This window comes from Nostoc sp. (assembly GCF_036919615.1).
Classification (GTDB): domain Bacteria; phylum Cyanobacteriota; class Cyanobacteriia; order Cyanobacteriales; family Nostocaceae; genus Nostoc.
Window position 1 is genome coordinate 40,840 of record NZ_JBALCN010000016.1, and the last position, 13,535, is coordinate 54,374.

General features: G+C 40.8%; 14 protein-coding genes and 1 pseudogene. 8 read left to right on the forward strand and 7 right to left on the reverse strand.

Going from position 1 to position 13,535, the window contains the following annotated elements:
* Positions 1-18 precede the first annotated feature (18 nt).
* The gene (locus V7K48_RS06615) at positions 19-1,218 is read left to right on the forward strand and encodes a DUF1624 domain-containing protein (RefSeq protein ID WP_335070751.1); all 1,200 of its coding nucleotides are present in this window, start codon (positions 19-21) and stop codon (positions 1,216-1,218) included.
* Between the two features lie 249 nt (positions 1,219-1,467).
* Here the strand turns inward: V7K48_RS06615 and V7K48_RS34895 are convergent.
* Positions 1,468-1,515: pseudogene (locus tag V7K48_RS34895) on the reverse strand (hypothetical protein); the annotation flags it as partial.
* Between the two features lie 272 nt (positions 1,516-1,787).
* On the reverse strand, positions 1,788-2,297 hold the full coding sequence (locus V7K48_RS06625) for a pentapeptide repeat-containing protein (protein WP_335070753.1): 510 nt from the start codon (positions 2,295-2,297) through the stop codon (positions 1,788-1,790).
* A 302-nt stretch (positions 2,298-2,599) separates the two neighbouring features.
* Between V7K48_RS06625 and V7K48_RS06630 the strand changes: the two genes are divergently transcribed.
* Complete coding sequence (locus V7K48_RS06630; RefSeq protein ID WP_335070756.1) at positions 2,600-3,115, forward strand: hypothetical protein; 516 nt, start codon at positions 2,600-2,602, stop codon at positions 3,113-3,115.
* Between the two features lie 86 nt (positions 3,116-3,201).
* A complete protein-coding gene (locus tag V7K48_RS06635; protein WP_335070759.1) occupies positions 3,202-3,705 on the forward strand; it encodes a YraN family protein in 504 nt (167 codons plus the stop codon).
* Between the two features lie 70 nt (positions 3,706-3,775).
* On the opposite strand, the gene V7K48_RS06640 is transcribed toward V7K48_RS06635, so the two are convergent.
* On the reverse strand, positions 3,776-4,165 hold the full coding sequence (locus V7K48_RS06640; protein WP_335070761.1) for a hypothetical protein: 390 nt from the start codon (positions 4,163-4,165) through the stop codon (positions 3,776-3,778).
* 245 nt (positions 4,166-4,410) lie between these two features.
* On the opposite strand from V7K48_RS06640, the gene queA reads away from it, so the two are divergent.
* The 5 genes from queA to V7K48_RS06665 all read left to right on the forward strand — a co-directional run bounded on the left by queA (position 4,411) and on the right by V7K48_RS06665 (position 8,894).
* Positions 4,411-5,643: a tRNA preQ1(34) S-adenosylmethionine ribosyltransferase-isomerase QueA gene (gene queA / locus V7K48_RS06645; RefSeq protein ID WP_335070824.1), complete on the forward strand. Its 1,233-nt coding sequence runs from the start codon at positions 4,411-4,413 to the stop codon at positions 5,641-5,643.
* 229 nt (positions 5,644-5,872) lie between these two features.
* Entirely contained in the window at positions 5,873-6,493 is a 621-nt protein-coding gene (locus tag V7K48_RS06650; protein WP_335070763.1) for a serine O-acetyltransferase, read from the forward strand.
* A 43-nt stretch (positions 6,494-6,536) separates the two neighbouring features.
* Positions 6,537-6,596 carry a hypothetical protein gene (locus V7K48_RS06655; protein ID WP_335070826.1) on the forward strand — a complete coding sequence of 20 codons (60 nt, stop codon included), beginning with the start codon at positions 6,537-6,539 and terminating at the stop codon, positions 6,594-6,596.
* 134 nt (positions 6,597-6,730) lie between these two features.
* Positions 6,731-7,573, forward strand: coding sequence for a methyltransferase domain-containing protein (locus tag V7K48_RS06660; RefSeq protein WP_335070765.1), 843 nt, complete (start codon positions 6,731-6,733; stop codon positions 7,571-7,573).
* A gap of 544 nt (positions 7,574-8,117) precedes the next feature.
* Positions 8,118-8,894: an ABC transporter ATP-binding protein gene (locus V7K48_RS06665; protein ID WP_335070767.1), complete on the forward strand. Its 777-nt coding sequence runs from the start codon at positions 8,118-8,120 to the stop codon at positions 8,892-8,894.
* A gap of 186 nt (positions 8,895-9,080) precedes the next feature.
* Here the strand turns inward: V7K48_RS06665 and V7K48_RS06670 are convergent, their stop codons facing one another.
* The 4 genes from V7K48_RS06670 to V7K48_RS06685 form a co-directional block, all read right to left on the reverse strand.
* Positions 9,081-9,860 carry an ABC transporter ATP-binding protein gene (locus tag V7K48_RS06670; RefSeq protein ID WP_335070769.1) on the reverse strand — a complete coding sequence of 260 codons (780 nt, stop codon included), beginning with the start codon at positions 9,858-9,860 and terminating at the stop codon, positions 9,081-9,083.
* A 24-nt stretch (positions 9,861-9,884) separates the two neighbouring features.
* A complete protein-coding gene (locus tag V7K48_RS06675) occupies positions 9,885-10,721 on the reverse strand; it encodes an ABC transporter permease (protein WP_335070771.1) in 837 nt (278 codons plus the stop codon).
* A 36-nt stretch (positions 10,722-10,757) separates the two neighbouring features.
* Positions 10,758-11,795: an ABC transporter substrate-binding protein gene (locus V7K48_RS06680; RefSeq protein WP_335070773.1), complete on the reverse strand. Its 1,038-nt coding sequence runs from the start codon at positions 11,793-11,795 to the stop codon at positions 10,758-10,760.
* A gap of 63 nt (positions 11,796-11,858) precedes the next feature.
* Positions 11,859-13,535: an OmpA family protein gene (locus V7K48_RS06685; RefSeq protein WP_335070776.1), complete on the reverse strand. Its 1,677-nt coding sequence runs from the start codon at positions 13,533-13,535 to the stop codon at positions 11,859-11,861.

Genomic DNA, 13,535 nt, shown 5'->3' on the forward strand with positions numbered 1-13,535 from the left:
TTGAAATCTAGATAAAATATGAGTTATTCAAGTAATGAAACTCTTAGTACTAAACAGTTACCAACTCAGCGAATCATCTCAATAGATATGTTGCGTGGATTGGTGATGGTGTTAATGGCGCTAGATCATCTGCGAGATTTTTTAACTAATGTTCGCTTCTGCCCTACAGACTTGACTCAGACAAACGTACCTCTGTTTCTCACTCGTTGGGTAACTCATTTGTGCGCCCCCACATTTATATTTCTGGCTGGGGTTGCAGTCTATCTTTACTTTAGGAGACGACCACAAAGTAAGCAAGAACTCTCGCGCTATTTGATAATTCGTGGGTTGTGGTTGGTATTTCTAGAGTTAACAGTGGTACATTTTGGCTGGCTATTTGACCCAACCTACTCTTTTTTAGCAGCGGGGGTATTATGGGCACTTAGTTGGTCAATGGTCGTTTTAGCAGCATTAATTAGAATGCCAATTCCTCTAATAGCTGCACTAGGAATTTTGCTCATAGGTGGACACAATCTATTTGATAATATCCATGTTGAACAATTAGGAAGATGGGGTTGGTTGTGGGCAGTACTTCATGAGCCAAAAATGTTCACACCTTTTCCTCATAAAAATTTTTTCATTAGTTATCCCCTCATTCCTTGGATTGGGGTGATGGCAACAGGTTATACGTTTGGAACTGTATTTAAGCTGGAAAAAGCTTCTCGGCAGCAATTGTTACGACGGTTGGGGCTAGGTTTAATTGCTGGCTTCGTAGTTCTCCGCACTTTGAACATATATGGCGACCCGTATCCTTGGGCAGTGCAAACCAATTTTACCCGTACTATACTATCGTTTATTAACTGTAATAAATATCCACCTTCATTACTTTATTTGTTAATTACACTAGGTCTGGCAATGCTCTTGCTTTACTTGTTTGAAAAGCAGAAATGGAGGATTTTTAAACCTCTAGTGGTATTCGGTCAGGTTCCTTTATTTTTTTATATAATTCACCTTTGGCTCATCCATTTAACTGCTATCTTGCTGGCTTTACCTAAATATGGGTTAAAAGCAATTATTATGCCTTTTATAGTCTCCAGCCTAATGCCAGCCGATTATGGATATGATTTACCAATGATTTACAATATTTGGATAATCATGATAATTCTGCTTTATCCCCTCTGTAGTTGGTTTAGGAATTATAAGACAAAGTATCCTAACAAGTGGTTAAAATACTTGTAAGTATTCGTCACATCTCACAATTGGGGGACTAAGGCTTCTAAACATGAATGCGTTTTTCTAGGCAGTCTAGCTATGTGCCAAAATTTTATATTATCATTCTCATTTGGACTTACCAAAAGCAATTTTTTATAGTTGATAAGGGTTTGAGAGGCTATATACTTAGCCTCTTGTTCTGCTTTACACCCAATTACAAAGCACCTTTTTCACTGCGTAGCTTGCCGCCGTAGGCATCGCCAATATAAGCTCCAACTATTTCTTTAGTTTTTTATCTAAAGCTAACCAAATCCACTGCTTATTACTTTTACTACCGACAAATGACCAGGCTTCATCGTGATTTGGGTTACTTTATTGACTGAAGATATTGATAATTATCTCAAGTCAAAAAAGTATTAATAATAGTCCGGATTTCTCAATTGTGAGAAATCCGGACTTCATTACTGTTCAAGTTTGGGTTTTTAATTTTTTTTGAGTAATTTATTCTTTGGAAGTCCCTTACAGCAAATTTTCATCAGGGAAGGTTGAAACCCCGCTCCTCGTGGACGACTTCCTTGCCTCCTGCCTTCTACTTACTAAGGACAAAACAACGTGTCACGCGTATCTCGTCCTGTAATGGGATTAGTTCCTTTGGCAAGTTTGCACAATTTTTTTTGCTCATCGGAACGCAGCAGTGCATCAGTAAAATCTGCCCCGTCAATGATTGCACCATCAAATCTGGCGTTAGCAGCAAACGCACCCTGCAACAGTGCATTTGTCAAATTTGCTCTGACTAAACGAGCTGAGTCTAAAGTGGCATTTGTCAAGTCAGAACCCTCCAAGTTCGCAGACTCCAAATTTGCTGCAAAGAAACTGACACCGTGCAAATTAGCGTGGCTGAAGTTACTCTGGCGAAGATTAGCTTTGGTAAAGCTGGAGTCTGTTAAATCACGTCCTGAGAAATCAGCCTCGACCAAAATTTCTTTATTATATTCCAGCGCCAAAGCTGTTGGAGCAAAACCGACCGTTGCGCTGATGCCAACTATTCCCCATAGAAATAAGCTGAGTATGATTGCCCAAATCCGGGCGCTTAACTTAGAATTCATGCTATTTTTAGCCAATGGCGAACCCTCCTCTATCTCATTATCCCGATAGTTGTCTAACGAGGCGTTGACTTGTTAGCTTGCCGTTTGCGTGTAGATTATCACAAATAGTGTAAAGCTCCCCCCTAAGCCTTTTTTTTAAGGGGGAAAATAAATCAAAGTCCCCCTTTCTAAGGGGGATTTAGGAGGATCTACAAATCTGTGATACATCACAAACAACTTTTCAAACATCCTTTAACCAGTTAAACAGAATCATTGAGCTTGAGTCAGAGATGTTAGCACAAAAATCTTTTAAAAATATTTTTATGAATACTAATTCAAGCTCATACGACGATTTGAACATTGCCTTCGGACGACTTCAGGCTATTCAGTGGGATACGCTGGGAATCGGGGAGAAAGACGAAACACTTACAGAACTGATGTTAGAATTTCTGTCGCGGGTCAGACAATGGGCAAAGTTTTTGCAGAGCGAACAGAAGCATGTTTTTCAAAATCTTGCTCTTCAGATTCGCCCTGACATGGAACTCCCATCTTCCCTAATGCAATGGCTGGAGGAGTTATACAACAGCGACCGGATACTAATTAGGCGTGGTAGTGTCTATGTTCTGCTAGGGGTACGTAATTACTTATTTTGGTGTCGTCTACGGGAATTTGATACAGTCCCCGCGAATGGTCTTCCTGACCCTTATGAGCCGTTCATCACCTTTTTGGAATGTGGTGGTGGCATATATGTCGAACATCACTCTTTTATGGATATTTACCCTAATTATGTTTACTTCAATTTGACTGTTGGGAATGCCACGCCAGCAAGTGAAGAATAAGCACATCATGAGAGTATGATTTCGGATAACTACTAGAAACTCTTATTTTCCTGTTGAATTAAATAACCGAGAATACTAAAGTTTATATGCATTGTCCAAATAGTGGTCAATTAGGAGAAGACCTAGTAGCCCAATGGTTGCAATCTACAGGTTGGATAATTCTCCATCGTCGCTTTTCTAGCCGCTGGGGAGAAATTGATATTATTGCTCAATATGATGGACGAACTAGGGAAACAGGGGAAAAGGGGGAAAACTTCTCATTTAGTACTCAGCACTCATTATTAGCATTTGTTGAAGTCAAAACTCGCAGTTCAGGTAGTTGGGATGCAGGGGGAAGAAGTGCAATCACCCCCCAAAAGCAAGCAAAAATCTGGCGGACAGCTGGAATATTCTTAGCCCAGTATCCGGAAAAGGCAGATTATTCTTGCCGATTCGATGTTGCTATTGTCTACTGTCAAAGGATATCAAAAAATCTGACTGCGGTTACAGTAACCCAGTCAGCTCTAGCTACTTCATCAGCAGCCGGATACAAGTTTAAGCTGCAAGAATATATTCTGGCAGCTTTCGACTCTTCAATTGATAATGGTTAATCGGTAATAGATAAAATATCTTGATTACCAATGACCAATAATTTTGTAGTGGCGTTATAACCAAATAGTATCACGCCAAAGTTTCTGGACAATAGCCTAAGCCCCGGACAAACTGTTGCCGGAACGCCTCGATTTCGTCTCTCTCTGGGCTACCATGAGAGACGATCGCTACCTGATAGCGACGCATCACGTCCACAGGACACTGTCCCGCTTCCAAACTCCAAAGTGCCATTTGCACCCTCATTGGCGGTTCGTAGCTAATTCCTAATTCATTTAGAAAAGCCCGAAAGTCGCCATCTTCTTGAGGCGAGACTTGACCTGTGAGTTTGATCCTAACCACCCAGCCATCAATTTGATGAATTACGGTGACGAAAGAAACTGGTGTCTGGGGTCTAGCGTGGAGGTGTTGAACGACCCTCAGGGTTAGACTGGCATTTGCCAGATAGTACAAGTATTCCATGTTTGTTGGTGCTTGGGATCAAAGCCAATCCTACATATCTATCTTCGTCAATCAGTGCCTCTTCCCGGTAGGGTAAAAGCCCCCGTTTTTAGATGGGGAGGTTTACCCAATTTTTATGTTAATCTTTCCGTGTTACTTAATAGTATCAATGTTATAGCCTAGCGAAGAAATTGAGCAAAGATGCCTTAAAGTTCCTTTATAAGGGAAAGCTGAAATCAGCTTTTTTAAGTGAGTATAAATACTAAATAAACCAAAAACTAGTACAAGTAAATTTGAAAGATACCTCTCGCCCACAAGCAAAAGATTTGGAATTAGATTGCTCAGTAGCTGGCTATGACTACAAACTACCTCCAGAACTCATTGCCCAAAACCCAGCAGTTCCTAGAGATAGTTCGCGGTTACTGGTAGTTAATTCCCCCACTACAGGCATCGATACAGCACCTCTGCACCACATTTTCCATGATTTACCTGCACTGCTTGGCTCTGGTGATTTGTTGGTTATGAACAATACAAGAGTCATTCCAGCGCGGCTTTATGGTCATAAATCCACAGGTGCTAAAATCCAAGTGTTGCTGTTGGAAGAACGGCAGCATAACTGTTGGTTAGCTTTAGTTAAGCCAGGAAAAAGCTTCAAACAGGGAGCGAAGATTATTTTTGAAGCAAGGCAATTGGGGATTAGAAATCAAGGATTAGGGATTGGGGATTGTGAAGATTCTTCACCACTCCCTAGTCCCCAGTACGTAGTACCTAGTCCCCAACTCACGGCTACGGTTTTAGAAGCAGACGCAGCAACCGGGGGGCGTTTGTTGCAATTTGATGTGCCAGAGGGAAAATCTTTGGTGCAACTGTTAGAGGTATTTGGTGAAGTACCGCTACCACCGTACATCACTACCTCAGAAGCTGCTGATGATCAGTATCAGACAGTTTATGCCAAACAGCCAGGAGCAATCGCAGCTCCGACAGCAGGACTACATTTTACCCCAGAATTATTACAAAAGTTGCGCGATCGCAAAATCAATCAAGCTTTTGTAACGCTGCACGTTGGTGTAGGCACATTCCGCCCTGTGGAAGTAGAGGACGTAACTACCCATCACATGCATGAAGAATGGATTGAAGTTCCCACGACCACAGTAGAGCAAATCCGCGCCACTAAAGCAGCTGGCGGTCGGATTATTGCTGTGGGAACAACAGCAATACGGGCTTTAGAAGCGGCGGCTAAATCTGGGAATTTACAACCATTTTGTGGCAAAACAGACTTGTTTATTTATCCCGGCTACGAATGGCGGGTGGTTGATGGTTTAATTACCAATTTTCACCTACCACGTTCTAGTTTACTGATGTTGGTAAGTGCGCTAATTGGCAGACAACGGTTATTGAATATATACAACGAAGCGATCGCTTTTGGATATCGTTTTTATTCATTCGGCGATGCCATGCTAATTTTGCCGTCAGCCATAACAGTCCTGAATCAGGCGTGAGGACAATATGGTTCACTAAAGTTTTAATCCGTCCACTGCCATTATTCGTGGGTTTTCTAGAAATACTTTTGGGATTTAAACTGTGATGAAAAGCTATAAAGTTTGCTAAACAAGGAAAATGAGGAAATTACCGATTTCGGGATATTTTGCTTGAGTTAGTTTAGAGTTGCTGCTGTTCAGCAACTTTTACTTTTTGCCGAGAATTGCAATATCCCAAAAGAGTAATTATATGCATGATTTTACAATTAAATTTGTCAAAAATATTAGACAGATAATGACTGCTCCAATGCTCATCTTGTTTTTCGTAAGTACAAGTAAAGAAGTGATTATCCTAGATGTAAGACGATGGATAAAGATAGTTGAGATGATTGATAATTCCGACTTGGTTAACTTGCTACATTTGCTTGATGAATATCCAGAATTTAGAAATATTTACTATTACAGAATTAAAAAAGGTAATTTTATTGGTTTTTTGCTCATGCAGATTATAAAGTTATTTTATAAAGAATGTCCCAGCCTTTTTTTAAATTCTAATCATATTGGTTCTGGGCTATTTATTCAACATGGATTTAGTACTATGGTTTCAGCAGAAAGTATTGGTGATAATTGCTGGATTAATCAACAAGTTACAATAGGATATAACAGTCAAAAGGAACGTCCGACAATTGGCAACAATGTAACGATAAATGCAGGATCAAAAGTGATTGGTAAGGTAACTCTCAATGATAATGTCACAGTAGGAGCGAATGCAGTCGTAGTCAAAAATGTTCCCAATAATTGTGTTGTTGTCGGTGTTCCAGCTTATATAGTCAAGAGAGATGGCGTGAAAGTAAAAGAGCAGTTGATTTGAATTTGTTTATTAGCTGTATGAACAAAAACAGCTTGAGAATGCGATCGCAGCATACCAAAGAGTAATTAGTCTAGATAGCAGCAATAGCCAATGCTTATTTTAACTTAGCGCTCGCCTTGCAACTACAAGGTCAAATAGAGCCTGTGATCGCCAAGCCAGATATTTAATTAAAAACACACATGGTAGCCTATATCTATATGTTTTTTTATTTAGCTTTGTCTTAACACTGCTTTTTTCATGAGTGCAACACTTTACGAGCAAATTCAGCAATTTTACGATGCTTCCTCTGGTCTGTGGGAACAGATTTGGGGCGAACACATGCACCACGGCTACTATGGTGCGGACGGTATCCAGAAAAAAGACCGCCGTCAGGCTCAAATTGATTTAATTGAAGAACTGCTAAAGTGGGCAGAGGTACAAGCAGCAGAAAATATCCTAGATGTGGGTTGTGGCATTGGCGGCAGTTCTTTATACCTTGCACAAAAGTTTAATGCTAAGGCTACAGGGATTACACTGAGTCCTGTGCAAGCCGCGAGAGCAACGGAACGCGCCTTAGAGGCTAATTTGAGTCTGAGAACACAGTTCCAAGTTGCAAATGCTCAAGCAATGCCTTTTGCTGACGATTCTTTTGACTTGGTTTGGTCGCTAGAAAGCGGTGAACATATGCCAGATAAGAAGAAGTTTCTCCAGGAGTGCTACCGAGTATTAAAACCTGGTGGCAAGTTAATTATGGTGACTTGGTGTCATCGACCAACTGATGAGTCGCCACTAACAACGGATGAACAAAAGCACTTGCAGGATATTTATCGGGTGTATTGTTTGCCTTATGTGATTTCTTTACCAGAGTATGAAGCGATCGCATATCAACTACCATTACATAATATCCGCACCGCCGATTGGTCAACCTCCGTCGCCCCCTTTTGGAATGTGGTGATTGATTCCGCATTCACTCCCCAAGCACTTTGGGGCTTACTAAATGCTGGTTGGACTACCATTCAAGGAGCATTATCACTAGGATTAATGCGTCGCGGTTATCAGCGTGAGTTAATTCGATTTGGTTTATTGTGCGGCAATAAGTAGGGTAGCAAAGCCTTAATGGTGTAATTTTAACAGGTGACGGAAGTCCCTATCTTCAAGATACTCCTAAGATGGGGATTGTGAGCGGGTGACGAGTCACCAATTATTTTCTTTTACTATTAGGACTTACGCAAAAAACCTCTCAAACTCTTATTTGTCCGTGTCGCGCCAGTTGCTTTAAGTCTCTTAACTGCAAGGGCGCACTGGCTTCTTTGCGGACTCTGTGGTAGCCTGCGGCAAGCCGCTTCTCTACGTTCGTGCAGCGTGTCACAGACAGACGCTCCGCGAATGCGTCTACGATTTTCCGTTACCTGTGCGTAAGTCCTGACTATGATATTTTCAATAAGGAAAAAGGCATATTGCTTTCTCATTTCGGTAGATCACGCACTCATTTTGGTGTTTTGGGCAGTAAAGGGCACTTTGCTTTTTCATTTGAGTAATTTAGGCAGTAGCGATCGCAATTCGGGTAAATAGATAAGGCTGCTAAATAATCCCCTCAAATCCTGTAAAATTAAGTTTCTCCTTTTTGATTTTTGAATTTCAGCAAATGCCACTCGAACTGCAAAACCTTACAGGCGGTTACACCTTAGTACCAATTGTTCAAAATATTAATCTCACTCTGCAAACAGGAGAATGGTTAAGTTTAGTTGGTGCTAATGGCTCAGGTAAATCTACTTTACTCAAATTGCTGAGTCGTATTCTCTCCCCACAGCAGGGAACAGTGCTACTTGATGGCAAAGCAATTCACTCTCAACACCCAAATCTAGTTGCACAGAAACTGGCATTATTACCGCAACAACAAACGGTTCCCGTTGGCTTAACAGTGCGACAATTAGTAAGTTTAGGACGCACACCACATCAACCTTGGTGGCAATGGGAATTAAACGCCCAAGATTGGGTAAAAGTGGAAGCTGCAATTAAAAAGACGCAACTAGAAAAATTGAGCGATCGCTTAGTCGAACAACTCTCAGGCGGTGAAAGACAACGGGCTTTTTTAGCTCTAGCACTGGCGCAAGAACCCAAAGTTTTACTATTAGATGAACCAACAACTTTTTTAGATATCAATTATCAATTGCAACTATTGGAACTGCTTAAACAACTGAATCAGCAGCAGGAATTAACTATTGTTACAGTTTTACACGAACTGAATTTAGCAGCGCGGTATAGTTCCCGCATTGCATTATTAAAACAGGGTCATATTTGGGAAGTTGGTACACCTGAACAAGTTCTGACACCAAATGCGATCGCCCAAGTTTTCGGCGTAGAATCAGTGATTATTCAAACGCCCGTCGGATTACAAGTTTGTGCTATTTCTGCTGTTTAAAATGTTTCGTATTCTCTAGGAATCCTAAATCATTCGGGAATCTGAATCTTTCGAGTCGTTAAAATACAGCGGATTTCAAGTTGGTGAAGTACACAACCTAAGTCTCAAAAGCTGGCGTAAAGCCTGTTTTACTTCTGAATTCTGACTCCTGAATTCTGAATTCTGCTGTAGGATAATTTATTGTGATTACGCTACTGTAAATACATCTTTTCCGCTTTCAAAACGCATTAACTCTAGCAAAGTTTCTTTATACTCTTTAAAATTAGAATTTCTTTTAATATGGTAGGTTCGCTCAATGGGTAAATCTATAGTTAGTTCAGTTTTAATGCTTCCAGGATGTGAGGTAAGGACATAAATTCGCTGTGATACAAAAACTGCTTCTTCAACATCATGAGTAATCATAAAAATAGTTGTACCTGTATTTCTCCACAACTCCAGAAGAAATTGTTGCATCATCTCTTTTGTTTGGGCATCCAAAGCACCAAATGGTTCATCCATCAGGAGAATTTTAGGCTGAGATACTAAAACACGAGCGATCGCTACTCGCTGCTGCATACCTCCTGATAGTTCTTTAGGTAGTGCTTTAGCAAATTGAGTTAAGCCTAACACATCTAGGTAATAAGAAACCTGCTGTTGCCTTTTGAGCTTGGGTACGCCCCTCAGCTTTAATCCAAAGCCAATGTTATCTGCTACAGTCATCCAGGGGTAGAGGGAATAGTTTTGAAACACCATACCCCGGTCTGCTCCTGGGCCTGTGACTTTCACTCCATCAACCCGTATTTCCCCAGCTGTAAGAGTATCAAGTCCCGCAATCAGGCGTAATAAAGTCGTTTTTCCTGAGCCAGATGCCCCTACAGCACAGACAAATTCACCTTCTTTGATATGGATATTGATGTCTTTGAGGGCAATAATTGTACCATTGTGGGTTTGAAATTGTTTATGAAGATTAGCAACTTCTAGATGCATAAACCTATAGTTATAAAAGACAAATTATTTTGTTGCCCACCGACAAGAAACTCTCAGTAATAATCGGAATAACAAGTCAATTCCCAAACCAATTAAACCGATTACAATTAGTCCAGCAAAGATTTCATCAGTTCTGAGAAAACGTTGAGCAACACTAATTCTTTTTCCCAATCCTTCGGTTGCTGCTACTAGTTCTGCTACGATAACTAAGTTCCATGCTGCTGCCATATTCACTCGACAGGCATCAATGATGGCAGGCAGGAGGTAGGGAAAAATTACCTGTAACAAAACTTGACTGCGCTTTCCTCCCAAGGTGTATGTAGTTTCAATCAATTCTTTGGGAATAAACTTCACCCCATCCATAATCATCAATGTATTAAAGAAAAGGGTGCCGATAAAAATCAGCAGAATCTTTGGCAGTTCATCTAAGCCAAAATATAAAATTAACAGTGGAATGAAGGCAGGCGCAGGCATATAGCGAATGATGCCAATGATCGGTTCTAAGAGCGATCGCACACTAGCAAATGTTCCCATGAGTGTCCCCACAGGAATTGAAATGACTGCTGCTAGGAAAAAACCAGTTAGCACCCGAAACATACTGAACTGGATGTCTTTGAGCAATGTTCCATCTGACCAGAGTTTCTGAATTGCGGCTAAAACTTGGACAGGAGTCGGTAGGAACATAGAGTTGGTTCCAGCAGTGGTAGCAACCCAGTTAGAGACAATCCACCACAAGCAGATCGGCATCACAAGGGACAGGATGACCAAAATCCCAGTCAATCTTTTTGGAATTTCTTCTGCAATCCGCCAAAATACTGTTGATGGTAACATTTGTGGCTGAACATCAGTAGATTGACTCATGCGATCGCTTCTCCATACGCTTTACCCATAACATCCTCAAACCTTTGCAGCTTTATCAGCGTAGGCTTTGACAAAGCGGTCATCAAACAGTTTGCTTAAGTCTGGTTCCTGCTTAATCAGACCACTTTTCAATAAAGACTTACTAATTTCCTTAGCTGTGAAGGATAAAGAAGCCCTGTCATTACCAGGAACAAAGGCTTTAAGATTTTGTTCTAAGGTGAAAATAGCAGTACCTGCTTCGTATTGTTGGTATTCCTTTAGATTAGTGCCCGCTCGTTTAGCAATGATTTCTGTTGCCTTCTGTTTATTAGCTGCGATAAATTTGAGGGTTTCAAACCATGTATTCACTAAAGCTTGTACATCCTGGGGTCGTTCTTGAATCATCTTGCGTGTAACTACCAAGTGATCGGAAATCGCACCGGGAAAGTCAGTAGAAGAGAATAAAGTCTTACTTCCAGGAAGTAATAATGCTTTGCTAGTGAAGGGAGCAAACACACCAACTGCATCCAATTTACCAGCCGCAAAAGCCGCTGCCGCTGTACCCGTCTCCAAAGGTTGAAACTGAATATCTGCTTGGGTCAAACCTGCTTTTTCTAATCCTAATAGTAATAAAAAGTGGTCTACTGTTCCCTCTTCTGCTGCCACCTTTTTACCCTTCAAGTCTTTGATAGAATTAATTCCTTGGCGCACAATAATTTGGTCATTGCCTTGAGAATTATCATTCGTCAGCACAATTACCAAATCTGCTCCAGCCGCAACTGAACTGATGGTGTCATTGAGAGTTTGGCTATTACCATCAAGTTGAGTTGTCGCTAAGGCATTGATGGAATCGAGATAGCCATCAAACCATTTCAAATTTGCTTTGACTTTATTAGCTGTAAATAAATCTTGTTCTTGAGCCACCTGCCAGGGAAACCAACCAGGCCAAGCACTAAACCCTATTTGAATTGACTTAGTTGCTGACGGAGTAGAAGTAGTGTTTGAAGTAGGTGTTTGGGAAGGAGTACAACTGACTGTAACTATTAAACTGACTAAAAAAATACAAAACCAAGACAGTATATTGCGAACTTTCATTAAATCTCCTTTTTATAATTTGCAAGCTAAACTCAACAACTCAATTAGGATTATTGACTTCAGCTAATTGATCCGAACTAAGCGAATTTCCGTGCGTTGGTTGCGGGGGTCATTTGGAGATATGCCGGGTAGCAGTTGGCTAAAACCTTGACCCTCAACCACAATATTGTGCTTGATATTTTGCAAACGTAGATAATTACCTACTACCTGTGCTCGTTGTTGGCTAAGTTTTTGGTTAAAGTCAGCAGAGCCAATCTGAGACGTATGCCCAATTACTCTTACAGCTACAGTTTGCCGATTGAATTCCAAAATTTCCTGAGCCAACTGATTAAGTGTTTGCTTACCCTCGTCCTCAAGTTGAGCAGAGCTAATACCAAATTTCACATCTCCTCGGACTTGCAAATTGCCTATATTAGGAGCAGCTTTAATTTGGTTAGTATTGAGTTTGTTATTGGAGGCAAGCACTTTTCCTTTTCCTGTTAGTCTGTCTGCTAGTTCTGGGTTATCGGCACGCACCAAGTCAATCAGATTTTGGCTGTTGCTCGCAGCCTTAGTGATAAACTGAGAGGTAAACAAATCTTTGGGATTCTCAGGAACCTGATTCAATTTACCTGCTAGTGTCAAAACCGCAGCTGTAGAGCCAATTCGTTTCTCTAACGTGCCATTTGTTAACCAGTCTTTAGCTTCAAGAGCAGGAAAAAAGTCAATCCCTTGTAAAACAAAATTGGCATCGCTGGGTGATAGTTTGCCATCCTCAGCAATCTGATTTTGGAAATGCGAAGTATCACGAAGATTGCTATCAATGCTACGATAGTAAGCTGCCAGAAATTCGGAAATTTTCTCAGGTTGAGATTGAATCAGCTGGTTGGAGGCAACAATCACATCTACAATTGCCCCAGGCACATCTTTACTAGATAAGACAACTGTATACCCCTGCTGTCGAGCTTTGGTGATATAAGGCTCCCAGAGAACAGCAACTGCTACATTTTGATTGGGGTCTTGTAAAAGTTTCCAAGCAACAGAAGCATCTGCTACCTTATTCACTTGAAAATCTGACAACTTAAACTGATCAAATTTAGTACTTAGCATCAGAGCTAGATATTCACTGGGGGTATCACCAGCGAAAGTAATGCTCAACTGCTTTCCCTGCGATCGCACCTGCTGTATTAATACATTAAGATCCAGAAGTGATTTTAGGTTAGAATACTTCTTTGTATTCAAAACAACAGCATCTGCGCCCACTGTGCGGTCAATCAGCCCAACAATTTTCCCCTGAGGTTTTTGTTTGAGAAATTGATCCAATGTCGTTACTAATAAGTTAGCTTTCCCCTGGTTCAAAAGGTCAGATCGTTTAGCCTGATCGAATTCATCTTCATAATGCAGGTTAACTTCCGATTCTTTGCTAGATTGAAACTCTTTACTCCGAAAAGTACTGTAGCCACTAAAGGTGTCACCGAGAAGAGTTAATTGATCGGTTTTATTAATGTTATTTTGTACATTCGGAATGAAGTTGAATGATTTTTTACTTAGTAACCAAAAACCACCTATGCCTAAACCAGCAGTAATAGCAAGAGCTAAAGGCAATATTACTCGATTCTTAGACTTACTTCCTGGAGATGGATTCTTCTGAACTAGCTTATGTCCGCAAATTTCGCACTTTTTGAGAGTTGCCGGGTTCCGGTCATGACCACATTTAGAACAAGTAATATAGTTGTGTTCGTTTAGGTGTTCGTTTAGCAT